At 40.1% G+C, this 25,866-nt stretch carries 25 protein-coding genes and 2 pseudogenes; 7 read left to right on the plus strand and 20 right to left on the minus strand.

What is annotated here, in order from left to right; genetic code table 11:
* Positions 1 to 242 precede the first annotated feature (242 nt).
* The 8 genes and pseudogenes from IOC57_RS26535 to IOC57_RS14355 form a co-directional block, all read right to left on the minus strand.
* Positions 243 to 377 carry a helix-turn-helix domain-containing protein gene (locus IOC57_RS26535; protein WP_396020824.1) on the minus strand — a complete coding sequence of 45 codons (135 nt, stop codon included), beginning with the start codon at positions 375 to 377 and terminating at the stop codon, positions 243 to 245.
* Positions 378 to 430: 53 nt separating this feature from the next.
* Positions 431 to 568 (minus strand): hypothetical protein, encoded by a 138-nt coding sequence (locus IOC57_RS14330; protein ID WP_207439362.1) that lies wholly within the window; start codon positions 566 to 568, stop codon positions 431 to 433.
* A gap of 74 nt (positions 569 to 642) precedes the next feature.
* The gene (locus IOC57_RS14335) at positions 643 to 1,020 is read right to left on the minus strand and encodes a hypothetical protein (protein ID WP_207439363.1); all 378 of its coding nucleotides are present in this window, start codon (positions 1,018 to 1,020) and stop codon (positions 643 to 645) included.
* Positions 1,021 to 2,851: 1,831 nt separating this feature from the next.
* Complete coding sequence (locus IOC57_RS14340; RefSeq protein ID WP_207439402.1) at positions 2,852 to 4,390, minus strand: HAL/PAL/TAL family ammonia-lyase; 1,539 nt, start codon at positions 4,388 to 4,390, stop codon at positions 2,852 to 2,854.
* A gap of 19 nt (positions 4,391 to 4,409) precedes the next feature.
* A complete protein-coding gene (locus IOC57_RS14345) occupies positions 4,410 to 5,990 on the minus strand; it encodes a BCCT family transporter (protein ID WP_207439364.1) in 1,581 nt (526 codons plus the stop codon).
* A gap of 916 nt (positions 5,991 to 6,906) precedes the next feature.
* Positions 6,907 to 7,287 (minus strand): annotated as a pseudogene (locus IOC57_RS14350) (IS4 family transposase); the annotation flags it as partial.
* Between the two features lie 265 nt (positions 7,288 to 7,552).
* Positions 7,553 to 7,615: pseudogene (locus IOC57_RS26755) on the minus strand (hypothetical protein); the annotation flags it as partial.
* A gap of 29 nt (positions 7,616 to 7,644) precedes the next feature.
* Positions 7,645 to 8,877 (minus strand): FAD-dependent monooxygenase, encoded by a 1,233-nt coding sequence (locus IOC57_RS14355; RefSeq protein WP_207439365.1) that lies wholly within the window; start codon positions 8,875 to 8,877, stop codon positions 7,645 to 7,647.
* Between the two features lie 363 nt (positions 8,878 to 9,240).
* On the opposite strand from IOC57_RS14355, the gene IOC57_RS14360 reads away from it, so the two are divergent.
* On the plus strand, positions 9,241 to 9,888 hold the full coding sequence (locus tag IOC57_RS14360; protein WP_207439366.1) for a TetR/AcrR family transcriptional regulator: 648 nt from the start codon (positions 9,241 to 9,243) through the stop codon (positions 9,886 to 9,888).
* 391 nt (positions 9,889 to 10,279) lie between these two features.
* Here the strand turns inward: IOC57_RS14360 and IOC57_RS14365 are convergent, their stop codons facing one another.
* On the minus strand, positions 10,280 to 10,681 hold the full coding sequence (locus IOC57_RS14365; protein ID WP_207439367.1) for an RDD family protein: 402 nt from the start codon (positions 10,679 to 10,681) through the stop codon (positions 10,280 to 10,282).
* A 340-nt stretch (positions 10,682 to 11,021) separates the two neighbouring features.
* Between IOC57_RS14365 and IOC57_RS14370 the strand changes: the two genes are divergently transcribed.
* Positions 11,022 to 12,641, plus strand: a complete 1,620-nt coding sequence (locus IOC57_RS14370) for an ABC-F family ATP-binding cassette domain-containing protein (RefSeq protein ID WP_144527831.1) — start codon at positions 11,022 to 11,024, stop codon at positions 12,639 to 12,641.
* A 199-nt stretch (positions 12,642 to 12,840) separates the two neighbouring features.
* Positions 12,841 to 13,113, plus strand: a complete 273-nt coding sequence (locus IOC57_RS14375; RefSeq protein ID WP_207439368.1) for a hypothetical protein — start codon at positions 12,841 to 12,843, stop codon at positions 13,111 to 13,113.
* Positions 13,114 to 13,214: 101 nt separating this feature from the next.
* Here the strand turns inward: IOC57_RS14375 and IOC57_RS14380 are convergent, their stop codons facing one another.
* Positions 13,215 to 14,747 carry a flotillin lipid rafts scaffold protein FloT gene (locus IOC57_RS14380; protein ID WP_207439369.1) on the minus strand — a complete coding sequence of 511 codons (1,533 nt, stop codon included), beginning with the start codon at positions 14,745 to 14,747 and terminating at the stop codon, positions 13,215 to 13,217.
* Positions 14,748 to 14,768: 21 nt separating this feature from the next.
* The gene (locus tag IOC57_RS14385; protein WP_207439370.1) at positions 14,769 to 15,287 is read right to left on the minus strand and encodes an NfeD family protein; all 519 of its coding nucleotides are present in this window, start codon (positions 15,285 to 15,287) and stop codon (positions 14,769 to 14,771) included.
* Between the two features lie 331 nt (positions 15,288 to 15,618).
* On the opposite strand from IOC57_RS14385, the gene IOC57_RS14390 reads away from it, so the two are divergent.
* The gene (locus tag IOC57_RS14390; protein WP_207439371.1) at positions 15,619 to 16,191 is read left to right on the plus strand and encodes a biotin transporter BioY; all 573 of its coding nucleotides are present in this window, start codon (positions 15,619 to 15,621) and stop codon (positions 16,189 to 16,191) included.
* A 300-nt stretch (positions 16,192 to 16,491) separates the two neighbouring features.
* On the opposite strand, the gene IOC57_RS14395 is transcribed toward IOC57_RS14390, so the two are convergent.
* Both IOC57_RS14395 and trhA read right to left on the minus strand, forming a co-directional pair.
* Positions 16,492 to 16,977, minus strand: coding sequence for a YusW family protein (locus tag IOC57_RS14395; protein ID WP_207439372.1), 486 nt, complete (start codon positions 16,975 to 16,977; stop codon positions 16,492 to 16,494).
* 99 nt (positions 16,978 to 17,076) lie between these two features.
* Positions 17,077 to 17,721: a PAQR family membrane homeostasis protein TrhA gene (gene trhA / locus IOC57_RS14400; RefSeq protein WP_207439373.1), complete on the minus strand. Its 645-nt coding sequence runs from the start codon at positions 17,719 to 17,721 to the stop codon at positions 17,077 to 17,079.
* A gap of 121 nt (positions 17,722 to 17,842) precedes the next feature.
* On the opposite strand from trhA, the gene IOC57_RS26325 reads away from it, so the two are divergent.
* Together IOC57_RS26325 and IOC57_RS26330 are read left to right on the plus strand one after the other, a co-directional pair.
* Positions 17,843 to 17,983, plus strand: a complete 141-nt coding sequence (locus tag IOC57_RS26325) for a hypothetical protein (RefSeq protein WP_309487711.1) — start codon at positions 17,843 to 17,845, stop codon at positions 17,981 to 17,983.
* 135 nt (positions 17,984 to 18,118) lie between these two features.
* Positions 18,119 to 18,418 (plus strand): DUF2087 domain-containing protein, encoded by a 300-nt coding sequence (locus tag IOC57_RS26330; RefSeq protein ID WP_309487712.1) that lies wholly within the window; start codon positions 18,119 to 18,121, stop codon positions 18,416 to 18,418.
* A gap of 62 nt (positions 18,419 to 18,480) precedes the next feature.
* Here IOC57_RS26330 and IOC57_RS14410 read toward each other — a convergent pair whose 3' ends face one another.
* From IOC57_RS14410 to IOC57_RS14420, 3 genes are all read right to left on the minus strand, one after another.
* On the minus strand, positions 18,481 to 19,080 hold the full coding sequence (locus IOC57_RS14410) for a cell wall hydrolase (RefSeq protein WP_207439374.1): 600 nt from the start codon (positions 19,078 to 19,080) through the stop codon (positions 18,481 to 18,483).
* Between the two features lie 105 nt (positions 19,081 to 19,185).
* Positions 19,186 to 19,761, minus strand: coding sequence for a GNAT family N-acetyltransferase (locus IOC57_RS14415; RefSeq protein WP_207439375.1), 576 nt, complete (start codon positions 19,759 to 19,761; stop codon positions 19,186 to 19,188).
* A gap of 39 nt (positions 19,762 to 19,800) precedes the next feature.
* Complete coding sequence (locus IOC57_RS14420; protein ID WP_207439376.1) at positions 19,801 to 20,205, minus strand: secondary thiamine-phosphate synthase enzyme YjbQ; 405 nt, start codon at positions 20,203 to 20,205, stop codon at positions 19,801 to 19,803.
* A 186-nt stretch (positions 20,206 to 20,391) separates the two neighbouring features.
* Between IOC57_RS14420 and IOC57_RS14425 the strand changes: the two genes are divergently transcribed.
* On the plus strand, positions 20,392 to 20,760 hold the full coding sequence (locus IOC57_RS14425) for a VOC family protein (RefSeq protein WP_207439377.1): 369 nt from the start codon (positions 20,392 to 20,394) through the stop codon (positions 20,758 to 20,760).
* Positions 20,761 to 20,802: 42 nt separating this feature from the next.
* On the opposite strand, the gene IOC57_RS14430 is transcribed toward IOC57_RS14425, so the two are convergent.
* The 4 genes from IOC57_RS14430 to odhB form a co-directional block, all read right to left on the minus strand.
* The gene (locus IOC57_RS14430; RefSeq protein WP_207439378.1) at positions 20,803 to 22,698 is read right to left on the minus strand and encodes a PTS fructose transporter subunit IIABC; all 1,896 of its coding nucleotides are present in this window, start codon (positions 22,696 to 22,698) and stop codon (positions 20,803 to 20,805) included.
* A gap of 4 nt (positions 22,699 to 22,702) precedes the next feature.
* Positions 22,703 to 23,623 (minus strand): 1-phosphofructokinase, encoded by a 921-nt coding sequence (gene pfkB / locus IOC57_RS14435; protein ID WP_207439379.1) that lies wholly within the window; start codon positions 23,621 to 23,623, stop codon positions 22,703 to 22,705.
* The gene (locus tag IOC57_RS14440; RefSeq protein ID WP_207439380.1) at positions 23,623 to 24,375 is read right to left on the minus strand and encodes a DeoR/GlpR family DNA-binding transcription regulator; all 753 of its coding nucleotides are present in this window, start codon (positions 24,373 to 24,375) and stop codon (positions 23,623 to 23,625) included. Before IOC57_RS14440 ends, pfkB begins: the two co-directional genes overlap by 1 nt.
* A 230-nt stretch (positions 24,376 to 24,605) precedes the next feature.
* Positions 24,606 to 25,865 carry a 2-oxoglutarate dehydrogenase complex dihydrolipoyllysine-residue succinyltransferase gene (odhB, locus tag IOC57_RS14445; RefSeq protein ID WP_207439381.1) on the minus strand — a complete coding sequence of 420 codons (1,260 nt, stop codon included), beginning with the start codon at positions 25,863 to 25,865 and terminating at the stop codon, positions 24,606 to 24,608.
* Between the last annotated feature and the right edge of the window lies 1 nt (position 25,866).

The following is a 25,866-nucleotide window of genomic DNA, read 5'->3' on the forward strand; positions in this document are numbered from 1 at the left end:
GTTCTTTCCCTTAGAAGCTTTTTTTATTGAATCTCATTGTAGCGAGTATTCTTGAATATTGAGACGGAATTAAAAATTAAAATTTTTCCGTTTATCATAGTTTAAATGATTGTTAGTCCATAAATCTTAAAGCCTCCCTCCGTTTTACAATTTACAATATTTAAATATGCATTTTCTGCACGCAATCTTTCATTTTCAGCCTGTAATGCCTCTAATGACCCTTCTACTGGTTTTTTCTTCGTTTAAAAAGCGTCAACTCCGTACTCCTCCCATTGCTTTAGCCAATTAGGAATAGTGGAAGGAGAAGCAATGTTATACACAGCAGCTGCATGGGTACTATACACTCCAAAATTGTTCATATAGTTTAGTACATCCATCTTAAAGCTAATATCATTATTTGTATTGGTGACATTAGCCCCTCTACCTCATGTTATTTATAATGCGCCCCCCATTGCTTTAAAGGAGTCAAACTGATATTAAATGGATTGGCTACAGTTCTGAATGAGTCCATTCCTTCTAAATAAGCAAGGACAGCTTTTAATTTCAACTCTAATGAATATTTTGTCATAAAAAAAGCACCTCCAATTGTTTGATGGTGTCTAACAATGGGGATGCAGTTCATAAATTGGTCTATTTCGTTTGTTAAGAACTACCAAAGCCTACTCTTCCCTTAACTTCACTTGACTCTCTACTGATGATGTCCCCGTAATATGTTCCTCCCACCATATTATTAAACATCACGCTTCCGGGGCCATCAATATTTTTAAACGACGTGCAATTTCCTGTTGAGGAACTACATAACCGTACGGAAACTTTGCCCACGTAGTTATGTTGGTAGTTTTGTATTTCAAATCGTACGTTTCCTCCATTACGAACCCACACTTTTCCATCCCATTTTCCGTCCCCCGTGGCAAATTTATAATATCCGTGAAAATCTGCAGATGCTTCATTTTCAAATGCTGTAATCCCGAAAAGAAAAACGACGGAAAAGATCATAGCAAATATGAATTTCTTCATCATTCGTTTCACCCCCCTTTTTCATTAACTGAACATTAACATAATTAGCGAAATATGGTAAAGGGAAGTGAGTCGATTACAGGGTTTATACACCATTGATGCTTCTCCTTTATCGGCAGCCTCTTTAGCTTTTTGTTCGGCTTCAGCTTCTTCCTATTCTGTTCATCCGATTGGAATGCGACCATAAATACAGCGCCTATTACCATTACTACAAAAGAAACTCCGGCAAAAAGAAAACGTTTCTTAGCTTTACCGTTTTTTTAAAATTAATAAAAAAAGACCTATAAGGATGAATGTTGCAAGTGCAACCATAACTAATAAAAATAAAGCAAATCAGATATTACTCATTAAAATGACCCTCTCTATTTTTCCATTTCTTGTATATCAAACCAACCATAGTATATTGGGCTTATTTTTAAAATAATCCTTTTAACATGCATCCAATACAATATACGCTCAATCCCAAATATACCTAGAATTAATTGGGTATTTATATTTGCAACAAAAAAAGTCCTCACAATGAGGACCACGAAAAAAAACTACTCTTATGTAAATCTCCCGGAAATTGCTTCATCGAGCAAACCTTGTTGGACGAGCTTTATAAATTTATTTCGCTGTTCTTCAATCACTACGGGCATTTCCTCCCCCGTCTTACCTTATTATAGTAGGTTATCAACTTCCATTTCTTATTTATATAGACTGTATCACTGGTCTCAAACCGTCTCCTGTTTTCCAGAAGGTTTTATGCCTTATACTTCCAAAGCGTTTCTTTTATCCTTAGATCGGTCAAACATACTGAGATATATTGCTACTAAACTAATGAGAATTATTACTGCTCCCGAGATAATTAAGGATGCATCTAATAATAAAATAAACACTAATCCTGTTACAGAAGTAATAGTAAGCAAGGAGAATCTGCAATTGAGTTTTTCACTTCTATTAAAACCGTTTTTGTATAGGCATAAATGATTGTTTAGAAGAAGAATATATACCAGATATGTTCTAGCTATTAATTATGATCTCATGAAATAAACTTAATTAAAAAACGAACCCTCAAAAACTTATAGTGGAAAAAAAATACGATTAGCTATTGCTAGTCATCTCTTTCACTTTAGCGTAAATAGTGGTAGTAATGAACATCGTTGCAACGAAAAAACCCCTTAGCACTTAGGGGTTTCAAACACATTATTTATTAACAGGAATTCCAGCTTTCACTGAACTATCAGAATATCAAACATTTCCAATTCGAACATGTACTTCTGCTTTCTTATTATCTCCATCAGCTACCGCTTTTATTGGAAAAGTAACACATCTATTAGGATTACTATTCACAATTATAGCACCTACCTTTTTTGAAGGTAGACTAAGACCGTCATCCTCGTAAGCATCTATCGCATAAGTATTAGCAGAGTTATCAACTCCACTTACACATGCTGTAACAGCTACACTAGGAGTATGAAAGCATACAAAGCTATGCATATGATAAAAAAGGGCAGGTACTCACCAGCCGGTAAGGTCTTCCATAATTAAAAAGAATTCATCCATAAACTGTTTGGATAAACTTGTTAATCCTCTAATTCGAAAGAACAGAATGTCGAACTGTGTTTCTAGTGAATGTTTTTACACCAGGACCGTTTAAAACATTGTAGATGCCCTTTTTAGAATCAGAGAAAAGTATTTGTAGGTATCATTTAGTTAACGGTGAGCGCTAGAAAAAAATCCCGATTTTATCTTTTTTTCATAGATAAATCGGGATTTTTTATGATGGAAAAATTTCACCGTTTTAAATCCGCTTTTTCCTTGACGCTACCCTTAAGGAAACCCCAACTCGATCCTAAAGTAGTTTTCCAATTGTATCTTCTACGCAACCGATGATTTCGCCGGAATGGATTATCTCCTTTAACGTTTGTAAATGAGGATAAAGGTACGTGTCTTCCTCCATTTTTGGCACCGATTGGGCAATCCGGGTTAAAACAGCCCTTGAAGCAGAACCAGGTAATAAATTGCTGTCCACGAACTGATGGGCGGAATAAATAGATAACAGTTCAATGGCTAGCACATATTCAAGCTTTTCAGTCACTTCGCGCGCTTTTTTCGCCGCATTGTATCCCATTGCTACATAATCTTCCTGATCAGCGCTGGTCGGGATGTTATCCACTGTAGCCGGATGGGATAATATTTTCATATCATTTAAAAGACCGGCTTGTGTATACTGCGGAATCATCAGTCCAGAGTTGAGTCCCCCTTTATGTATGAGAAAGGAAGGATAGCCGGAAAGCTGACCGTTGATGAGACGATTGTTCCGCCTCTCTGACATCTTGGCAATTGCTGTGGCAGCAATACATGCGGAATCTAACTCGATTCCCACATACGACGAATCACAATTAGCTCCTGATATTGCTCCGCCGAGTTCCTCGTCTGGCCATAAAATCGGGTTGTCACAACATGCATTCATCTCAATCTCGATCGTTTTCCATGCATCGTGTAGTGTTTTCTTGGCGGCTCCGTGTAGCTGGGGAATAGCACGCAAAGACAACGCATCTTGTAATCGATAATCGACGGACTTCTTGGCAATCATGGAGTCGCTTAACATTTTTCGAATGTTAAACGCGGTATTTCTTTGATCCTCATGAGGGCGAACGCTCATCAACCGGTCGTCAAAAGCACGAGTGGTTCCCTTTAACACCTCTAGAGTCATAGCTCCGATAATATCGGCGACCTTAGCCGCCTTTAACATATCATACAATGCTAATGCTCCAATGCCTGTAGGGCTTGTTGTCCCGTTGATAAGCGCCAATCCCTCTTTTGCTGAAAGCACAATCGGTTTCATACCAACTCTGTGTAAAGCTTCCTTCGCAGGTAGGAGCTCTCCGTTCACATACGCCATTCCTTCGCCAATCAATACAAGCGCTATATGGGCTTCCGAACATAAATACCCGACAGATCCTTCCCGGGGGGCAAAAGGGGTCAGGTGGAGATTTAAAAACTGTCGATACATTTCCAAAGTTTCAACTCGCACCCCTGAATACCCCTGTCCCAAATTTTGCAAAACCATGAGCATCGTAGCCCGTACGACTTCCACCGCTTGCGGTTCTCCTACTGACGTGGCATGGGAGAGAAGGATATTCCTTTGTAATTGAGCCGTTTTTTCCAGGGATATCAACTCTGTAGAAAGAGCACCGAAACCAGTATTGACACCGTACATTACCTTTCCTTCTTTTATCCGATTTTCGACGTGTTGACTAGACAATTCTACCCGTTGACAGTAGCAATCGGAAAATTCAACTAAGGCACCAAAACGTGCAACAGCAACAAATTCTTCGAGACTAATCGGCTCACCAAGGGTTACTTTTTTTTTATCTTTGTCATGCATATTTTTCTCCTCCCTTACTTCACTTTTCAATTTTATCAATGAAGAACATTTTAATAGCAGACACCACTTGCAACACGAAAACAAACAGGACGGCTGAGCCGCCAAGTGCAGCTAGATACTTAACACCATCAACCCCTTGTGCCCCACCAGCGTAGGCTACCATAACGAACGCAATGGTCCCAATAGATAGTGCCCATAAAAGCTTTTTCCATTTTACTGGCTCTTCGTCATGTCGAATATTTACAGTACACATCGTAGCAATTGTGCGGACCATTGAATCAGCAGCCGTAGCAAAGGAAAGAATCAATGTGATCATCACAACTGGAATAATGACTGAGCCTAAAGGCATATTGGCTAGAAATGCCCATAAACCTGCCACTGCTCCACCGTCTTTAATTGTTTTCACTAAATCAACAACGTTGTTCTGTTGCCAGTGTAAGGCCGTTCCTCCCCAAACACCGAACCAAACAATGCTAAATACAGAAGGCAAAATCCAGTTGACAATCATAAACTCACGAATCGTGCGGCCCTGCGAGATGACGGCAAGGAAAATACCCATTACCGGTGCATAAGCAATCCAAATCGCCCAATCATACAATGTCCACCACATCACTAGGGCTTCTCCACCTATATTACCTGGATCAAGTCCCCATCCCCAGAAGTTCTGCAGCCAGTAAGCTAAACCAGCAGTGGATGTGCGTAAGCTAAATAACGTTGGTCCTAAAATTATGAGTGCAAAGAGAAGGATATAAAAGACTTTTACATTGATATCTGACAACCAGCGAATCCCTTTATCTAATCCTTTTAACGAGGATATAGTAAATATTGCCGTAATCACAAAGGTTAGCCCGAGCCACATGAGCGGTCCTTGGGTGATACCATATATCGCCTCGATACCTGACCCGACCAGTGACAGTCCTGCGCCTAGCGAAGATGCCAATCCGAGTGCGATGGCTAACACAGCTAATGTGTCGATTATACTAGCCCAGATTCCCTTCGTTACTTTATCCCCAAACAACGGCGTTAACGTTGACGTTACAGACAATGATTTCTTACGATTATAATACATATAAGCAACGACTAAACCGCTCAACGAATACATTGCATACGGGATGAATGTCCAATTGTAAAAACTGCGTCCCATGGCATAGATCGCTGCGAGGTTCGTACCTGGTTCCACTCCGGTTTGCTCCATTTCACCATAAATGTTGCCAAAGTAAATAATCGGTTCATTCACTCCATACGTTATGACTCCTGTTGCGATTCCACCAGTCAATGCCATCGCAAACCAAACAGAAAACTTATACTTTGGTTTAGAGTCTTTCCCACCCAAACGGATATTACCTAATTTTGAAAACGTTACGATGATTACAATTGCTAATGCCACAATGGATATAATTTGATAAAGCCATCCAAGCCCACGTAAAGACCCTATAAACCCGTTCATAGTAATGTCAGTCAACAGTTTATTGTTAACGATTCCAAGAACTGCCCCTCCCCCTACAAGGAGAAAAGCCGGCAAAAATACACCTTTACGTGTTTTCAGTTTCGCATCCGTCACTATTTCCGTAGCATTCTCTTTTTCTGTGGCAAATGACATAAAAACCCACCTTTACGTATTCTTGTAAAGTGGGATAAGACAAATATTTGGCAAGATAGTCGCCAACATTGCCCAATCCCTGCACCATTATCCTTTTACTTTATATATCGACGCCTTAAATAATACCATCTTCATTGCACAAGCTGTCGTCCCTGCCTTCCTTAAGTATGAAATTCTGTACCTCCATAACATATAATTTTATCATTTGTTTCCGCTTTCATTTTACCTCCCAGTTGAATTGTTTTCATTGTATAATGAAAATTCTAAAAATTTTTTTATAATTTAATAATTTTTTTATAATTTATATCAACATATTTTATTATTATTGTTTTATTTATAATTTACATTATAAATTTTTCTATTTATAATCGGTGTCAAATCAAATTTTGGAAAAGTTAGTTAGATGTGTCTAGAAGTCTTGCTACAACAGTAAACCTCAAATCGCGCCCTTTAATGGAGCAATTTTATTGTCTTTTAACGTCTAATTGTTCATGTTTGGCTGTGTTTTCCATAGTGGTCTCTCAATCTGCGAATCGTTTCCGTACCCCCATTACAGGCTAATCAGGTTAACAGCAAGATCAATTATTGCTTTAACTAGCCCTAAGTACGATTTAACGCTTGTTTTACACAACCAAGTTCCACAAAAAAAAAGACGATTAGCTATGGCTAGTCATCGCTTTCACTTAAGCATAAATAGTGGAACGTGGGACACTGTCATTTTGGCTATATCATTAACGCTCAAACTGTTAGATTCTCTTTCATCATACAGCTTTAAAGCCTTCTTAACGTCCTTCTCGTCCTTCCCTTTCCAACCCATATGTTTTGATATTTTTAAAAATATGATGAAAACTGTATAAATAATGAGGGTGTCACCTTTTCGTGACACCTTAAAATTAAAAAATGTTCCTAAACAATCATCTAGGATCCGAATACGTTTAAAAGTCGTGGAGTATGGATGAAGTATTTCTTGTGTTGAATGAATTCTTTGAGTGAGAAGATTAGCTAGAACTTGTTGAAGAAACTGTACGGCTGAACCATTAAATCGTTGATTAAGCCCTTCGGGGCTCATGAGGACACCTATAGATGCTTCGAGACGGCTACACAATTGTGTGAGTGGTGTACTCGCGACCTGTTGACTAAGCCACACACATAAAGCAATTAATTCTTGTGCTTGATATTTACTTGTACGTTGAACAAAACCAACTTCCTTAGCTAATTGTTGTACAGAAGACGGAGATAAGTAGTTTTGAAGTTCTTGAGAAAAGAGATTCATTTCGTCTGAAACAGAAAAGCTCATAGAAAACGCCATTCTTCCTGTATATTTCTACAAAAAGAATAGCGTTTTTTTCGTTATGATGGTACAAATTCACCTTAGCTTGATGGCGATGTGGCCAGTACCCCTATATATGGGGGATATATCATAAGCACAATAACTAATCAGGTTTCGGAACAACTCTATTGTTACTCAACAATTCCCTAATCCACTTTTAATCAGATGTACTTTCCCTTTTTAACCAGTGGCCTAATTTCATCCTTATATTTTTTAGGCTTTCATAATACTTCTACATTCCACACCGGTGACATTTACTTAATAAAATAACGTGCTTTATAGAACTTTTAAAGGACGCTCAACCCTCTTTTCTTCTCAAGGACTTTAGTCTCTTTTCTCTGCCCTCTTGAGCCCTGTAACGTAATTAGGTAGGCGAAGCGAGCTGTGCACATCCCCATCGCCCGGCATATTTTCATGATCTGATGACTGCAAAGCAGAAAGAGCTTGATTACGGACTTTGATCTCCTCACTGGTGCGTGGGAAGAGGAAGGCCGCACCGGGACCAGCCAAGGCCTGATTCGCTTCAACAAACGGTCGCATGATATTCTCATAAGCAGCGAAAGCCTTTCCGTGTTCTTCATGGGATGCCAGTTCACCGGCCAGAATATACGCCCCCACCAGCGCAAGACTTGATCCCTGCCCAGCCATGAAAGACGGTGCATAAGCTGAATCGCCGACCAGCGTTACACGACCCGACGACCAACGAGGCATATGAATTTGGCTGACAACGTCGTAATACAAATCGTCGGATTCCAGCATCGCCTTTACAAGACGGGGGATTTCCCAGCCACTTTCGGCAAATATCTCGGCGGTCAACTTACGTTGCTTGTTTGCATCATGCTTCTTTGAAAAAGGCGGTTGCTCAGATGCGAACGTTAGGAAGGCATGTAGCGTGTCGCTATCTCCAGAGGCTGACAACACGGCAATCCGACCCGGTGTAGCGTAGGTGACGGACTCGTGGGAGAGGCCTAGATCATTTGGAATGGAAAAGCCATTAAAACAATAACCGAGATATCTGCTGAACTGTTCTTCCTCACCGAACGTAAGACGACGCGTGTTTGAATGTAAGCCATCAGCACCAATGACGATGTCAAATCTGCTACGTAGGCCACTCTTGAAAATAACGTCCACGCCTGTGCCGTCATCGTTTAGTGCGGTGATTGAATCATTGAATTGGTATCGGATCGGCTGGCTCTTCGTCAGATCAAAAAGCGATTCCGTCAGACTGCCCCGTGGCATTTCGATGTCTCGTCCTTCCTCGCCACCGGTAAGCTCCTCCGGTTTGATAACGCCGGCAATGCCACCGTCGGGATTGAGAAAAGTAATCTTCTGAGAATTGATATGATCTGCCTGAAGTTGCTCAAGTATCCCCATCTGCTCGACCACATCGATGGCTGTCCCCCGAATATCTATAGGATAGCCCCCGCCTCGGATCGTCCCTGCTAATTCAACTACGGTTACATCAAATCCATATTTGCAAAGCCAATAGGCCAGGGTCGGTCCGGCGATACTTGCTCCTGAGATTAATACAGTAGTATTTGCTTTATTTTTTTTCATGTAAATACTCCTCTCGTTTATATAAATAAATTTAAGGTACGGAACGTTCCGTATCTATGTGCCAATATTATTATATTTTCATCCGAAAAACAATAGAAAAATTTAGGAAAGGAAGAAATAAGTGCGGATCGAACAAGGTATGAGAAGTTATTCAAACCCCAGGAATCTTTTCATGATGAGGATTAGAACACAAACACACGGCTACCTTAAGTATCGCCGGTTTCAGTCTTATTTCATGTTTTATAAATTCTCCTCTGATCTATATAAGGTACGGTGAGTGTTGATACATAATGTGTATATGATATGATGTATGCACAAACTAGCAATAGAAAATAATAAAATTATTGAAAGAAGGTCAGAAATATGGTTGAAAAAAAGAGTGAACGGTTTTCTCAACCTCGCAAATCTATTAGTGATGAGGGTGAAAACGTAGGCAAACGACGACGTGGTGATATACTGGAAAATGCAATTCTGCAGGCCGCCTGGGATGAACTTAACGAGGTTGGCTACGTACGTCTGTCAATGGAGGGAATCGCCACACGGGCAAAGACAAACAAAAATGCTATATACCGTCGCTGGCCAAATAAGGCTAAACTTGTCATTGCAGCAATAATCAAATTTGTACCTAAGCCCGCAATTGATGCTCCGAATACAGGGGATCTGCGCAAGGATTTACTTATGTTTCTTCACGGAATAGCGAAACCTCTACAATTGATCGGTGCTGAAACCATACATGGTATTATGGTCGACTATCATGGCAAGGAGTTAATTTCTTCATTGCCACAACTTATACAGCCGAGAACTGACGACATGTTGACAATAGCCATGAGGACAATTTTAAAAAATGCTGAGATACGGGGAGAGGTCAATCAGAAAAGAATCACTGAGAGGGTTATTTCACTTCCCTCAGATTTACTACGATACGAACTGCTTACAACTCATGAGATGTTATCTGATAAAGCAATCACAGAAATTATCGACGATATTTTTTTACCTCTTGTCCGTGTATAAACCATATAGCTCCTAATATAATCATCATTATTAGTTCAAGGTGGTACCGAGCTTTTGCTCAAACTGAATGACAATCTGGCCGCCCAAGAGTATCAAAAGAAGATATTTGCCGAAAGCATCCCTATCACCTAGTTTAATACTTCTATTTTAAAACAAAAAAGAATGTAGGCTAAAGGAGTTCTATCTATATGTTAAATGGAAGTTGATTGGAACGGGTGCGCGAGACTCCTGCGGGGAAAGCGCGTCGAGGGCAGATCGCCCACGGTAAGCGAATGCCCTAAGTTCCAATCAAACGGTAGAATTTTTATAAACCCTAAAAAAAACTGTAGACAAACTTGATTTCCTAGTTTGTCTACAGTCTGAAACAGCTATTAAACTGCTTTTCAATCAATCATGGTTTATTTGATGTCACGTATGTACCTGCAATGAAATCATGTATCGCTCTATGATCTTTCCTCAATCCGACCATGAATGCACTAACAATAAACCCTATCCCTAATGTAATGGCATAAACCAAAGCAGCAACAAAATACCTCAATAGCATTGTGCCTATTCCTAATTTTTTGCCGTCCATCCTTACTATTCGTATTCCCATCATCCTTTTACCCACTGTATAGCCATACCATAATATCGGGACAATCAGCATGTAAAGAAAGTTGAAAAACGTTGAAAAGTTGTCATTTTCCCAATCACCGGTAATCAACCCGAAAATTATCGCTATTGGTAAAGATACTATTATGCCATCCAAAAATCCTGCAAAAAAACGTTTCCAAAAGCCTACTGAATCGCTCATATATGATCCTCCCGTTGCGTTAGTTACAGTTACCAATATTACCAATTATAAAGTTGGTGCGTAATGAGTCTTTATACCCATATTTTTCTCAAGCAAGAAAAACACCTTACATTTTTGGTGACAATTTATAAACAAAATTAAATCCTTGTGTAATTTTTGCTTATAAACGTTTGTTTTTGCTAATCTGCCTTTAATTTTCCTAAGAAATAAGATACAATTTAACGAACGGCATTTAAAAAATTATTGGACATAAGCTGCTGTTTGTGTGAATCAGCGTAAAACTAATCAAACAAAGTATTGGACACGTTGAAACAAAAGTATTTTGGAGGAATGTAAATAAATGATTACAGTAAATAATGTTGGTTTACGTTATGGAGATCGTAAACTGTTTGAAGATGTTAATATAAAATTCACGCCTGGTAACTGCTATGGCCTGATTGGTGCGAATGGTGCAGGTAAATCCACTTTCTTAAAAATCCTTTCAGGTGAAATTGAAGCGCAATCCGGTGATGTCCATATGGGGCCTGGCGAACGCCTTGCCGTTCTAAAACAAGATCACTTCGCTTATGAAGAGGAAGAAGTCCTTAAAGTTGTCATTATGGGACATGAAAGATTATATGAAGTCATGCAAGAAAAAGATGCCATCTATATGAAGGAAAACTTCACGGACGAAGACGGAATGAAAGCGGCCGAACTTGAAGGTGAATTTGCCGAATTAAACGGCTGGGAAGCTGAACCTGAAGCTTCAATCCTCTTAAAAGGCCTTGGCATTGCAGAAGACCTGCATACAAAGAAAATGGCTGAATTGAACGGTGGCGACAAAGTTAAAGTATTGCTTGCCCAGGCATTATTCGGTAAACCGGATGTTCTTTTACTGGATGAGCCTACCAACCATTTGGACTTAAAAGCGATCAAATGGCTGGAAGAATTCTTAATCAACTTTGAAAACACCGTTATCGTAGTTTCCCATGACCGTTACTTCCTTAACAAAGTTTGTACACATATCGCAGATCTTGATTTCGGTAAAATCAAAGTTTATATCGGTAACTATGACTTCTGGTATGAATCAAGCCAGCTTGCTCTTAAACTGACTCAAGATGCCAATAAGAAAAAAGAAGAAAAAATCAAAGAGCTTCAAAATTTCATCGCTCGATTCAGTGCCAATGCATCCAAATCGAGCCAGGCGACATCCCGTAAGAAATTATTGGACAAAATCAGCTTGGATGACATAGAGCCTTCTTCTCGCCGCTATCCTTATGTCGGCTTTACACCTGATCGTGAAATCGGGAACGACCTGCTTCGTGTAGATGGAATCTCGAAAACGATCGATGGCGTAAAAATATTGGATAACGTCAGCTTCACGATGAATAAAGGCGACAAGATTGCATTTGTCGGCAAAGATGAGATCGCTAAAACAACAATGTTCAAAATCTTGGCAGGTGAAATTGAACCGGATAGCGGCTCATTCAAATGGGGCGTTACGACCTCACAAGCATACTTCCCTAAGGATAATGCTGAATTCTTTGAAGGTGTAGATTTAAATCTTGTCGACTGGCTCCGTCAATATTCTCCTAATGACCAGAGCGAAAGTTTCCTGCGCGGTTTCTTGGGCAGAATGTTATTCTCCGGCGATGAAGTCACGAAAAAGGCAAGTGTACTTTCAGGGGGCGAAAAAGTCCGCTGTATGCTTTCCAAAATGATGTTAAGCGGTTCGAACGTCCTTATGCTTGATGAACCTACTAACCATCTGGACTTAGAGTCGATTACGGCATTGAACAACGGTTTGATCAGCTTTAAAGGATCTATGATCTTCTCTTCTCATGATCATCAGTTCATCCAAACTATAGCGAACCGAATCATTGAACTTACACCAAAAGGTACTGTCGATAAGCAAATGAGTTATGATGAGTACCTTGAAAATAGCGAATTGCAAAAACAAGTGGCTGAAATGTACAAATAGTACTTTTTTTAAAAGCACATCCTGATTGGATGTGCTTTTTTCGTTCCCGATAATTGCTAGCTGCATTTATTTCATACCCTTAATGCATTGAAGGTATAAAAAACACGTAGCATTAAATATAATAATATTCCCCGTAAGATGATCACTGAATAATTTCATCGATAAAAAGGTATATTGGTAAGGAAGGAGTGAGTTAGAATTGGATGATCATACAGTGAAAAATATTTTTGATGATACAGGATACCTTTTTTTATATGATAAATTCAGTTATCATTTATATGTATCCGGATTGTTCGCCTTAGTGGATCAAGAGAAAATAATTTCTGATTTTTTAAATAATTATGGCTTCGAGGATAAAAATCCACTCTTCTTTGACGACTTTTCCTTCTATTTCAATTGTTTTCATTATTCCCATCAAAAACAAAAATTGTTAAATTTCTTGAGAACCGAGTATGATGAACATATTTGTTAATTATAAAATTTCAGGTAAACTGATCCGGCTATTTCTTAAAATACACGATTTAAAAAAGGTAAGAGCTTATAGTGCTCTTACCCCCCTTACATTTTTCCCTGTTATTCTTCCTTGCCTGCTGCCAAGTCCTTATTCGCTTCAACACTATCTTGATTGATGGTTGAAAAAGGTAAATTCCTCTTTCCCGAGAAATTTTCAAGCAGGTCTTTGACATCAATTCCCGAAGATGCCTTTAACGACTCCTGTAATGTTGCCATTAAATCCGTTGCATATCCAGTCACTTTATTAGCCCCGCCATTCGCACCGCTTCCACCTGTATCCACTACAGTGATCTTGTCTATATTACTAAGCGGGCTAGCCACTTGTTTTGCATATTCCGGCAGCATTTTCAAAATCATGTCCATTACAGCGGCTTGCCCGAACTGTTCAAAAGCTTCAGCGATTTTCTGCTTCGCTTCTGCCTCCGCTACCCCTTTTAACCGGATAATTTCCGCTTCTGTCGTACCTTGTGCCCTTTGTGCGTCCGCTTTAGCAAGACCGTCCATACGAACACGTTCCGCTTCCGCTTTCGCCATGGCTTCAATTTTATACTTATCTGCATCCGCTTCTGTAATCTGTTTCATCTTGTTGGCAGAAGCTGCCTGCTCTACCGCATAACGGTCGGCATCCGCCTTTTTCTTCACTTCTGAATCATATTGCTTTTCACGGCGAAGGATTTCTTTTTCCTCCAGCTCTATTTGCTTCTGACGCTCGATGATCCTGATTTGCATTTCCTGTTCTGTTACATCCTGTTTAGATCTGGCCGTTTCAAGATCGTATGCTTGGTCAGCTCGTGCTTTGGCAATATCCTGCTCACGCCGGAATTCCGCTACCTTTAGTTTGTTGATTTTTTCGGCTTCGGCTATTTCAGTCGCCCTTTCAAGCTCGGCTCGCTGAGCTTCCTTCGATGCTTCTGCTCGCTTGATTCGCGTTTCTTTCTCTGCATCGGCGGTAGCTATATCGGCATCCCTCTTCACCTGCGCAATCCTTGGTTTACCAAGCGATTCAAGATATCCATTTTTATCCCGGACATCTTTGATGGTGAACGATACGATAATGAGTCCCATTTTAGCTAAATCCTGTGAGGCTACCCTCTGTACTTCCTGGGAAAACTTTTCACGGTTTTTATAAATTTCTTCGACTGTCATCGAACCAAGGATGGAACGAAGATGTCCTTCCAAGACTTCCCGAGCTTCCTGTTCACGGTCATCTTTGGATTTACCAAGGAATTGCTCCGCAGCAGTGGCGATATCGGTGATTGAACCGCCAATCTTGATGATCGATACACCATCAGCCATGACAGGAACTCCCTGTTCCGTATATACCTCAGGAGTTGAGACCTCAAGCTTGCTTGACAACAAGCTTAGTGGTTCCGCTTGCTGGAACACCGGGAGAACGAAAGCGCCCCCACCGCGGACAATTTTAATTTTATTTCCTGATTCGTCGATATGAACATTTTTGCTTCCTAAGTAGCTTCCGGTCACGATCAATGCCTCATCAGGACCGGCCGTGCGGTATTTCGTAACAAAGACAGCAATAAGTGCGATAAGTAAAAATGCAACAATGGCGACAACAATCCAAATCAAATCAAACATACCCTACCTCCTACCATTTTTCTAATCCTGGTGGGGCATAACATAGACAACCCCATTTTTAACTTCGATGATCAAGACTTTTGTATCCGAAACAATTCCTTCATTCTTATAACTGGCCGCAGTTTTCGCGATGCTTCCACTGATGCTTTCAATCAGGACTTCCCCAAACCCGTCAACCGGGATTGATGTCAGAACCCTGCCGACCCTCCCTCTCAGGTCATTATCATGAAATGTCAAACTTTCTTCCGCTGATGAGATGGGAATCAAAACAAATACATTCAGTAAAGTGACGATGGTAAAGGAAACGAGCAGGGAAATGCCGGCATTTAATCCAGCATTAAGTTCTGAAAGCGATTCAAGCAAAAACCCACTCGCAAAAAACACGGTCAAAAAGCTAAAAATGAGAGTTGGATTAAATATATTCGGTAATTCAAGGCCGGAAAATATATCATTAAACAAGATAAATAAGAATGTTAGACCCCCGAATATAATTAATCCATATAAATAGACTGTTTCTAATGGAACCCCCAATAACTCCATCTCTTTCATCCCTTAACTTCAATTTTTCCAAGCCGTTTACTACTTTAAGAACCTAGGTTAAGCTTTTTACCAACATTGATAGTCTGTGGTTATAATCCCCTCCATTTACTTTGCTTACCATTCATACGAATAAAGCCTTCAAAAAGTTTCATTTATTTACCAAGTTTTTAAGCTTCACCTTTTTTCTTCTCGCCCTTGTTACAGACTATATCATCCAAAAAACATTATTGAAATAAAATTCATAATATCATTGACAGTGTTTGCTTAACATATTAAAATTCATTATATGTTAACTCGTTACACAACCAGGTTTACATTAGGAGGAAGCACGATGAAGGAAAGTCATGAGAAGTTAAGAATGATGATGATTACAGCTTTATTTGCAGCACTTATAGGGATACTTGCCCAAATTACAATTCCACTGCCCTTAGTACCGATTACAGGACAGACTCTAGCTGTTGGACTGGCAGCAACGATACTCGGTTCACGCTATGGAACCTCTTCAGTTTTATTATACTTGTTCATAGGAGCAGCGGGAGTACCAGTTTTCGCTGAAATGTCTGGAGGGCTAGCTAAGATATTCGGTCCGACTGGCGGTTATTTATTATCTTATATCCCGACAGTATATATAACAGGTCTGATATTGGAAAAAACGCGTTTCTCAGTTGCAATGGCTTTCCTTGCAAATACAATCGGGATGATACTTACTTTGGTTATCGGTACGGTTTGGTTAAAATATATGAGTTCATTATCATGGCCAGTGGCATTTGCCAGCGGTTTTGCCCCCTTTATAATCGTAGGGGTTTTAAAGGCATTCCTTGCATCTTGGCTTGGCATTACAATCCGTTCAAGGTTAGCTTCGGCTAATATGCTGCCAAAGAAAAATACACCACTTTCCCAATGATGGGTAAATGAAAGAGAGGGTACCGCTTGTGGTACCCCCTCTTTCATTTATTTACATTTTTCTCATAATTACAAATTCCCGAACACTTACGAAAAAAAAAGACCCTTAAAAAAGAATCTTTTTTGCAAGTATTTATTGCGGTCCTATCCCCATAAGTCCGAATATGAATAGCAAATGTATATTTTCCCCTTTGCTAACCGTAATCATTTTACTATAGGAACAGTAATTTGACAACTATTGTGGACCCACATAAACATGCTACCATTTTATTGCTTAGAAAGAATATTGTAACGGATTTAGTTACTTATTATTCACTTTATATACTTTTTTCGTACCATCATCGAAAACGACCTCTAAATCAAATTCTTGATAGTCATCCTTCAAATCAAAGGCTTTTGTTACTTCTTGAATGACTTCCTCCTCTGTTGAATCTTTGGTGAAAGTCAATTTTTCTAGGATCGGGGTCAATTCTTTCATTGCTTCATCACCGTGAACTTCATGTTTATTAAGTTTGTCCTCGATCGAAGCTTCTGTTTGAGCGCCCATGGTATCATATTCAGCTTCGTATTCGTTATCATTACCTGTATAATCCACTTCTAATTGAAAATCCTTATAAGTGAAAGGCAGTTTTTCATTATTATCCGTTCCTGTTTCAGAATTATTCTCCGCTTGATTTTCATTTTCCTGAACCGGCGGGTTTTTCACTTCATCGTTTTCTTCGCCGCATCCAGCCAAAACAAGCATAGCGGCAAACGGCACTGATAATATTTTGATTGATCTGCTCATTAGTTTTTTCCTCCTTTAGTCTGTATACCTTATTTATTTCCTAATAGGAGTCATTTAAAACCAAAAGAATTTCTCAGATCCATCAAATCGACCAAGTGATCATAGTGGAAGGATATAAAACAATACGGCAAAAAAGTGTGTGACAGATCCCCCAAGCACGAATACATGCCAAACCGCGTGATGGAATGGAAACCCCCGCCAAACATAAAAGATGGCTCCAAATGTATAAAGCAAGCCCCCTGCAATCAGTAACTGGATACCGGTTGAAGGCATAGTCGCTGTAAGTGGTCCCCAAACGATAACGATCATCCACCCCATTGCAATATAGAGAACCGTCGAAAGAAAGAGGAATCTTTTCACATAGAAAGCTTTGAAGACGACGCCAATGATTGCAACTCCCCAAATTATACCTAGCAGTGTCCAGCCTAGTGACCCTTGGATCACAAGAAGCATGATGGGCGTGTATGTTCCTGCAATGAATATATATATGGCTGAATGATCAAAGATTTCAAATATATCCTTCGTTTTTCCCTCTGGAAAACTATGCACTAAAGTGGAAGAGACGTATAAAAGGAGCATGGAAACACCATAAATGACTGAAATGACTATATGCCAAGGCGATCCTGTTTGAGCTGAGAATATGATTAAAAACACAAGTGCAGCAATACTCAATAAAACACCTACACCGTGGGTTATCGCATTGACCACTTCTTCTTTTTTAGTATAAACATGTGTATTAGCCATGTTACAGCTCCTTAATCCCGAAATTTTTTTATATTCACCTAAATTATACATCAGATCTGCCAAGCAATATAGGAAAGTGAATATTAACTTGATTATCATTCACTAATTAGGAGGGTAAAAAGTGCAACTAGAAAAATTGGTCGCTTTCCACAAAACGATTGGTGATGTGACCAGGATTAGGATTATATCCATTCTGGCAAACGGTCCAAAACACGGACATGCACTTGTGGGAATAGTAAAATTGACGGCCCCGACCATCTAACGAAATTGAAAGACATAATTTAGTGAAGGATCGGAGGAAAAAAATACTGCCTATTATTTTTTGAATGAAGATGTCCTGCAACATTATTCTTCAGCATTGCCTAAAATGGTTTCAACTAAGGGGGACTCCAATAAAATGGTTATTCAAAAGCTGATTTCAGAGCATAAAAAAATCCTTGAAAACTTCTTAACACCTGATGGTCGACTAAAAACCATAACAGCACAAAGAAAAAAGAAAATGATCGTTCTTCATCATATTGCCAGCCTTTTGGAAAAGGGACGTAAATATCCAGAAAAAGAACTGAATGAATTCATCAAGTCATTCCATGATGATTATGCAACGATAAGGCGTGAATTCATTTTCGGAAGCATCATGTATCGTGAGAACGGCATTTATGAACTGAATCCCCGTGAAATGGGGGCCGATATCGATTAGCGGAAGGCTGCATAAATAAAGAACCGGCATCCCAAATGGTAAGCCGGTTCTTGAGATGTCGTTTATATGGCAAAGTGGTGGCCGCCGATGATTTTTATGACTTCCAATTGTTTCATCCATTCGCTGTCCGAAATACTAGGATTCCAAAAATATAAGGCATCATTTGTATAGCCATGAATCGCCAATGCTTCATTGACAGCTCTCTTGGCATCTTCTCCAGCTGCTTTGTTAATACTGCCATCACCAACGGGAGAGAATTGGTTTTTTTGATAAATCACTTCCCGCACCGTATCAGGGAATTCATTGCTATCAAGGCGATTCAAAACTACTCCTGCCACTTCCACCTTTCCTCTGTAGGGCTCCCCTTTGGCTTCCGCATGCACAAGCCTTGCTAATAATTCTTTATCATTTTCATTCATTACATGTGGAATAATCAACGTTTTACCAGGTTCTGCAACATTATTTATATTATTATTGACTTCTTTTAACTTTTTGATAGGGACTCCGTACTGCTTCGCAATATCCCATATCGATTCACCTTGTTTAATGACATGTTTGGTTGCTCCATCAGAAGCTATACTGGCCGTTCCCTTAGGAAAAGCTATCCCAAGTACGATGACACTTAGAGTCATTATCACGGTTATTAATACTGATAATTTCATCTTGTAACCTCCTCGTTAAGCATCTTCCTAGGATAACAGACCATATAGGAGAAAACAGTGCTAAATTTTTACCAAGGAAATAAAGGAAAAATTTTCACTTGGCAATTAACTTCTAAATTTTGATGTTTCCCATTCTTCCCGTAGCATTCCCATTCTGATTGAATCATAATAATGACCATCATAATAACGGCATTTTCTCATTCTTCCCTCTACTTGCATGCCTAGCTTTTCCCCAACAGCCATCATACGTTCATTACCTGACCATGTCGACAGCCCAACCCGCTCAATCTCCATTTTTTCGAATAAATAGCCTATGAACAACATTAACGCTTCTGTTCCATAACCCCCATTCCAATGCTCGGGCTCAAAAATCGTAATTCCGATTTCAAGCCAACGTGAAGGTTCATGTTCCCAGTAATACACAACAGAACCTATTATTTGATCGTTTTTTTCCATTATTAGCTCAGAGTAAACCCCCATTTTCTCATCATAGGTTCTATGCATCTTTTCTTTTTCGATATACGTATGGAAATCAATGAGTTCAAGAGGATGATAAGGTGCATCCCATTTTTTCCATTCTGGATCGGCTTCTCCATATTTCAGGCTCCATAAACGTTTTAAATCGGCTTGTTTAACATTCCTCAATAATGATTTGTTTCCTTCAATCCAAACATCGTCCAATCCGCTTCCTCCCACTTCATCCTTGCTGTATCTTCCATTTTACCGTTCGACACATAATTTAATAAAATATTGCCTTTCTCTGGGACCATCGAATTCACAAAAATATACGCCCTGCCAAGTACCAAGGATTAAGCTCCCTTTATGGATGATCACCTGTTGTGAAGAACCAACCGTACTTGATTTCAAATGGGCTGCCGTGTTTCCTTCCATATGTAAATCCAATGTATGATTCCAAGGGTATTGCTCATCCAGTCTTCTTAGCATATCCTTTTTGACATCGGGATCAGCATTTTCATTAATCGTGATCCCTCCTGTCGTATGTGGACAATATATAAGAGCTATCCCCTCTTGAATCCCATTTTCCTTTATGAATGCCTGTACTTCTGTCGTAACATCAATCATATCATCCCTTTTCGTCGTTTTTAAGGTATTTTTCTTCAGCATGTACGATCACTCCTTTTTTTCATTTTAATACTCATTTACCCATAAACATTAGATTCATGCTTTCATAAACAATTCAAGATTAAAAACATAAGGGAATCTAATCGATAGCAATTAAAAAAATAACCTATTCTTATTGATCTTTTTCCTTTAAAATTGGATATATAAGGAATCAGGAGGGGTAGCAAGATGCACTTCATTTTTAAGTCAATCGACCATTACCAATTAGCATCTCCTAAAAATACCGAGGACCAATCAAGGAAGTTTTTCACTGAGATATTAATGTTCCAGGAAGTGAATAAACCTCCATCTTTAAGGGCCAATGGCGGGTTATGGTTCGAATCGGGATCGATCAAAATCCATGTCGGAACGGAGGATGATTTCATTCCCGCGAGAAAAGCCCATCCAGCACTTGAAGTTGAAAATCTTAATGACTTTAAACAACATTTAATTGCTAAGCATATTTCTTTTACAGATGACGAGAGGTTGCCAGGGGCGAATCGCATATATTTATCCGATCCCTTCGGCAACCGGATTGAAATTTTGGAATGGATATAATAAAAAGCGGGTCCATTTATCGGACCCGCCTAAATAAGTGTATTATTTTTGTTTCTTTTTCCAGAATCCCAATATTAAAGCGGTAATGAGGGCCCCTATGAAAATAGCCAGCAAATAGCGGAATGGATGGTTGACTAGGGGGATGACAAATATTCCCCCATGCGGCGCTGGCAAAGTTACACTAAAAGCCATTGACAGGGCTCCTGCCGTCGCTGCCCCAATAACACTGCTGACGATAACTCGCAGTGGATCCGCCGCCGCAAAAGGAATGGCTCCCTCTGTAATGAACGAAGCACCCATGAAGTAATTAGTGAATCCGGATTTCCTTTCCACTTCACTGAATTTACTTTTAAAGAATGTAGTTGCAAATGCGATTCCTAGAGGAGGAACCATCCCACCAGCCATTACTGCAGCATGCGGTCCGAAACTTGATGCCTCAATGGCAGCAAGCCCAAAAGTGAAGGCTGCTTTATTTAAGGGGCCGCCCATGTCCACGGCCATCATCCCCCCAAGAATCAAGCCAAGGAATATTGCGTTCGTGCCGGATAAGCCCTGCAGCCAATTGGTCAGGCCCGTGTTAATTGCTGTTACTGGTTCATTTACGAGAAATATCATGATAAACCCTGTAATTAACATCCCGAATACAGGATAGAGTAAAACCGGTTTAATGCCATCGAGTGTTTGCGGTAACCTGGAAAACAATTTTCTTAAAAGTAAGACGATATAACCTGCAAGGAAACCGGCGATCAGTCCGCCAAGAAAACCGGCATTAGCCTGTGCTGCCAATAATCCCCCTACCATACCAGGGGCAAAACCTGGGCGGTCGGCTATACTTGAAGCAATGAAACCAGCGAGTACAGGGACAAGCAAGAAGAAGGCACCATTTCCCCCGCCAATATCACTTAATGCTTTGGCAATGGGATTATAATCAGGATTTGCAGGATCGGCTGCCTCGATTCCAAAAAAGAAAGAAAGCGCAACCAAGATTCCGCCCCCAACGACAAATGGAAGCATATTACTTACGCCATTCATTAAGTGCTTGTAAATCCCCAATCCTCCTTTTGCTGAATCACCTTCGTCACTTTTATCATTTCCTGCTCCTTTGTAAACAGGGGCATCCTGATTCAAGGCTCTTGTTAACAGCTCCTCGGTTTTCCGAATCCCATGGGCTACAGGGACAATAATGACATGTTTTCCATTAAAACGATCCATTTCCACCTGTTTATCAGCTGCAACGATAATCGCATCCGCCTCATCAATTTCAGCGGCGGTTAAACCATTTTTGATGCCTGTGGAACCATTTGTTTCCACTTTGAATTCGATACCCATTTCCTTCGCTTTGGCCTTTAACGCATCAGCAGCCATATAAGTATGGGCGATTCCTGTTGGGCAAGCTGTAACGGCTAGGATTTTACCTTTACTGTTACCGCTGGCACTGACTGCATTACCTGTTTGCTCTTCTCCTTTTTCTTCTTCATCGGCTTCCATTTCTTTTTGATTGATTATCTCTAAAACTTCCTCACCAGAAGAAGCAGAAATCAATCGGGCTCTGAATTTATCATCCATCAGTAATGAAGAAAGCCGGGAAAGGGTTTCCAAGTGATCTGCATTCGCTCCTTCACTCGCTGCAATCATAAAGAACAAATGAGCTGGCTGCCCGTCAAGCGATTCATAATCCACACCACTGACCGATTTGCCGAAACAGATGGCAGGTATCCTTACTGCATTTGTTTTTGCATGTGGAATGGCTATTCCTTCACCAATCCCTGTTGTGCTTTGCTCTTCACGTTTTGAGATGGCAGCTTTGAAACCCTCCAAATCGTTTAACCTGTCAGCCTCGGCTAACTTTCCTGATAGTTCATCAATGACTGCTTGCTTTGTAGCACTTTGAAGATTGATTATGATTGTATCCAATTTTAACAAGTCTGTAATTTTCATAGAGTCAGCCTCCTGTTAGTTGATTGATAGCAATTTGCGGTATTAACTCTTCAATTTTATCCAATGTACCGAGATCAGATGAAAAGGCTGTAGCACTTCCTGCTGCAAGACTGAAGCGAAAAGCGGTTAGAATATCCCCTGTCTTTTCATATGTCCCGATGAAACCTGCGACCATGGAATCACCGGCCCCCACAGAGTTGATGACGTTCCCTTTTGGTACATTTGCGGAATATGACTCTCCGCCGGAGCAAAGCACCGCCCCCTGTCCCGCCATTGAAACAATAACGTTTTGTGCTCCTGCTTCAACCAATTTAGCGCCATATTCTTTAGCTTCTTCAACCGTTCTGATTTCTGTGGAAAAAAGCTCACCCAATTCATGGTGATTAGGCTTTATTAAAAATGGCCGGTGTGGAAGGACATTCATTAATCCCTTGCCACTCGTATCCACCACCACTTTAATGCCGTTATGGGAACAAGATCTTGCCATGGCTTCGTATACATCCGAAGGAATGCTCGAAGGGATGCTTCCTGACAAAATGAGGATATCATTATTATTCAACTGTTCAATCTGAGTAAATAATTGTTGATAATTCCCTTTTGAAATGACTGGCCCTTGGCTATTTATTTCGGTCTCCATGCCTGTTTTCAATTTAATGTTTATTCTTGTATCTCCAGCTATCTCTGTAAAGTCCGTGAAAATCTCTTCATGTCTTAAAAACCTTTTTACATATTCACCTGTTTGTCCGCCGATGAATCCTAAAGCTGTCGTACTATTCCCTATCCTTTTAAGTACTCGGGAAACATTGATCCCTTTTCCTCCAGGGAATTTTGCATCATAACTGGTTCGATTCACCTTGCCCATTTGAAAACGCTCCACCTCGACCAGATAATCGATGGATGGGTTGAGTGTAACTGTATAAATCATTAAATGGTCACGACCTTTACCTTTGGATTTTTATGGAGTTGAGCAACAACCTCTTCATCATTGCTGTCAGTAATGATTATGGCATCGCTTACATCTGCCACCTTAGCAAAAGTGGCTTCATTCAGTTTCGAACTGTCAGCAAGCACGTAGGTTTCGTTAGAAAGGCGTAATGCCATCTTCTTCAGTAGAGCTTCTTCGGGATCTGGTGTTGTGAAACCCAGATCTTGATGGATGCCGTTCATTCCCAAGAAACATTTATCAAAACGGTATTCATCCAAAAACTGTACAGCACTACTTCCTATAACCGCATTGGTCGAGAATTTTATCGTTCCGCCCACCAACACTGTTTTGATCTCCAATTCGATGAGTTTTGGAATATGCATAAGGCCATTTGTCAGTACCGTAATATTTTTATCCTTTAAATAAGGAATCATTTCCGCCGTTGTCGTGCCTGCATCTAGATATATACAATCATTTTTCTCTATGAAAGAAGCCGCAAGCTTTGCTATAAGTTGTTTTTCAGCTCTTGCTTTGTTTTGCTTTTCCATAGTTGTTGGTTCAAGGCCTTTTCTTTGAAGTAAAGAGGCCCCGCCATGCACGCGTTTCAAGAGCTTCATTTCTTCGAGTTGCACTAAATCTCTCCGAATGGTCGACTCCGAGGCTTGTAACTGGTCTACAAGCTCCTGCAGCTTTACCGTTCCTTGTTCTTTAAGGATCGATAAGATGAACTGGTGCCTTTCAGTTGTCAACATTTCGTCCACCTCACTTTATTAACATCATCATATATGAAAACGAAAGAATAATCAATCATAAACGTTTAAAAATAATCAATTTCATTCAAAAATACCTTCAAAAACATTCATATTGATTAGAAATAACCTTTCTTAAATTCCATTATCTTTTTTTCTATGAAAATATCATTTTAGTTCCCCACACAAAAACCCCCCCTGTCATGATGACAGAGGGGGTACGTATTATTTTATTAGCCTTGAAGTAAAAGTTGTTCTGGATCTTCCAGCATATCTTTGATGGCCACTAAGAAACCAACAGCTTCTTTTCCGTCTACGATACGGTGATCATAAGATAATGCAAGGTACATCATTGGTCTGTTTTCGATTTGATCTCCAACAGCGATTGGACGAGTCTTGATTGTATGCATGCCCAAGATCCCAACTTGAGGGGCGTTCAAGATTGGTGTAGATAATAGGGAACCGAAAGTCCCTCCATTTGTGATGGTAAAAGTACCACCTGATAAATCTGAAAGTCCCAGTTTGTTGTTACGCGCCTTAACAGCTAAATCCGAAATGTTCTTCTCGATTTCAGCAAAGCTTTTGCGGTCAGCATCCCTTACTACCGGAACGACAAGGCCCTCATCAGTGGATACAGCTACACCGATATCATAAAAGTTCTTTTTGAGGATATGGTCGCCTTGGATTTCAGCATTCAATAACGGATATTTTTTCAATGCGCCAATGACAGCTTTAGTGAAGAATGACATGAAACCAAGTTTAACATCATTTGTTTTCACGAAAGAATCTTTATGGCGGCTACGCAATTCCATGACTGCAGAAAGATCGACTTCGTTAAAAGTAGTAAGCATGGCTGCTTCGGATTGTACTTGAACTAGACGTTTGGCAATTGTTTGACGACGGCGTGTCATCTTAACCACTTCAATGCGGTCATCATTCACTTCAACAGGAGCGGAAGCTTTTTTAGCTGCAGGAGCTTGTTTTGGAGCTGCCGCAGGTGCACTACTTGCTGCTTCTACGTCTTGTACACGTACACGTCCTAGTGGATCTGCTACAGGCACTTGACTCAAGTCAATCCCTTTTTCACGAGCCAATTTCCTTGCAGCTGGTGAAGCAATAACTTGTTGAGTGGATGATGCTTCTTTCGCTTCTGCTTTAGGAGCCTCTTTAGCAGGAGCCGCTGGTTCAGCCTTAGCCGGTTCTGCTTTAGCTTCTTCAACCTTAGGAGCTTCCGTTTTTGGAGCTGCTGCAGCTGATCCATTTTCATCAACGATAGCGATAGCTTGTCCAACTTGGACAGTATCCCCTTCTTCTGCTAAATGTTCCGAAAGTGTACCCGTATAATCTGAAATGATTTCTACGTTCACTTTATCCGTTTCAAGTTCAAGGACATATTCTCCTTTTTCAACGTGATCACCGGGTTGTTTTAACCATTGCGCAATAGATCCTTCAGAAATTGATTCTGCTAATTCAGGTACTTTTACTTCAGCCATT

Source organism: Bacillus sp. SD075 (genome assembly GCF_017355165.1).
Taxonomy (GTDB): Bacteria; Bacillota; Bacilli; order Bacillales; family DSM-1321; genus Peribacillus.

Coding starts and splice junctions, on each gene's coding strand:
- IOC57_RS14370 (WP_144527831.1), top strand. CDS start 11,022: ATGATTACAGTAAATAATGTTGGTTTACGTTATGGAGATCGTAAACTG.
- IOC57_RS26330 (WP_309487712.1), top strand. CDS start 18,119: ATGGTTATTCAAAAGCTGATTTCAGAGCATAAAAAAATCCTTGAAAAC.
- IOC57_RS14395 (WP_207439372.1), bottom strand. CDS start 16,977: ATGAGCAGATCAATCAAAATATTATCAGTGCCGTTTGCCGCTATGCTT.
- IOC57_RS14365 (WP_207439367.1), bottom strand. CDS start 10,681: ATGAGCGATTCAGTAGGCTTTTGGAAACGTTTTTTTGCAGGATTTTTG.
- IOC57_RS14420 (WP_207439376.1), bottom strand. CDS start 20,205: ATGCTGAAGAAAAATACCTTAAAAACGACGAAAAGGGATGATATGATT.
- IOC57_RS14355 (WP_207439365.1), bottom strand. CDS start 8,877: ATGAAAAAAAATAAAGCAAATACTACTGTATTAATCTCAGGAGCAAGT.
- IOC57_RS14425 (WP_207439377.1), top strand. CDS start 20,392: ATGCACTTCATTTTTAAGTCAATCGACCATTACCAATTAGCATCTCCT.
- trhA (WP_207439373.1), bottom strand. CDS start 17,721: ATGGCTAATACACATGTTTATACTAAAAAAGAAGAAGTGGTCAATGCG.
- IOC57_RS14360 (WP_207439366.1), top strand. CDS start 9,241: ATGGTTGAAAAAAAGAGTGAACGGTTTTCTCAACCTCGCAAATCTATT.
- IOC57_RS14410 (WP_207439374.1), bottom strand. CDS start 19,080: ATGAAATTATCAGTATTAATAACCGTGATAATGACTCTAAGTGTCATC.
- pfkB (WP_207439379.1), bottom strand. CDS start 23,623: ATGATTTATACAGTTACACTCAACCCATCCATCGATTATCTGGTCGAG.
- IOC57_RS14330 (WP_207439362.1), bottom strand. CDS start 568: ATGACAAAATATTCATTAGAGTTGAAATTAAAAGCTGTCCTTGCTTAT.
- odhB (WP_207439381.1), bottom strand. CDS start 25,865: ATGGCTGAAGTAAAAGTACCTGAATTAGCAGAATCAATTTCTGAAGGA.
- IOC57_RS14340 (WP_207439402.1), bottom strand. CDS start 4,390: ATGCATGACAAAGATAAAAAAAAAGTAACCCTTGGTGAGCCGATTAGT.
- IOC57_RS14335 (WP_207439363.1), bottom strand. CDS start 1,020: ATGATGAAGAAATTCATATTTGCTATGATCTTTTCCGTCGTTTTTCTT.
- IOC57_RS14390 (WP_207439371.1), top strand. CDS start 15,619: ATGAAGGAAAGTCATGAGAAGTTAAGAATGATGATGATTACAGCTTTA.
- IOC57_RS14385 (WP_207439370.1), bottom strand. CDS start 15,287: ATGGAGTTATTGGGGGTTCCATTAGAAACAGTCTATTTATATGGATTA.
- IOC57_RS14440 (WP_207439380.1), bottom strand. CDS start 24,375: ATGTTGACAACTGAAAGGCACCAGTTCATCTTATCGATCCTTAAAGAA.
- IOC57_RS14345 (WP_207439364.1), bottom strand. CDS start 5,990: ATGTCATTTGCCACAGAAAAAGAGAATGCTACGGAAATAGTGACGGAT.
- IOC57_RS14380 (WP_207439369.1), bottom strand. CDS start 14,747: ATGTTTGATTTGATTTGGATTGTTGTCGCCATTGTTGCATTTTTACTT.
- IOC57_RS14430 (WP_207439378.1), bottom strand. CDS start 22,698: ATGAAAATTACAGACTTGTTAAAATTGGATACAATCATAATCAATCTT.
- IOC57_RS26535 (WP_396020824.1), bottom strand. CDS start 377: ATGGATGTACTAAACTATATGAACAATTTTGGAGTGTATAGTACCCAT.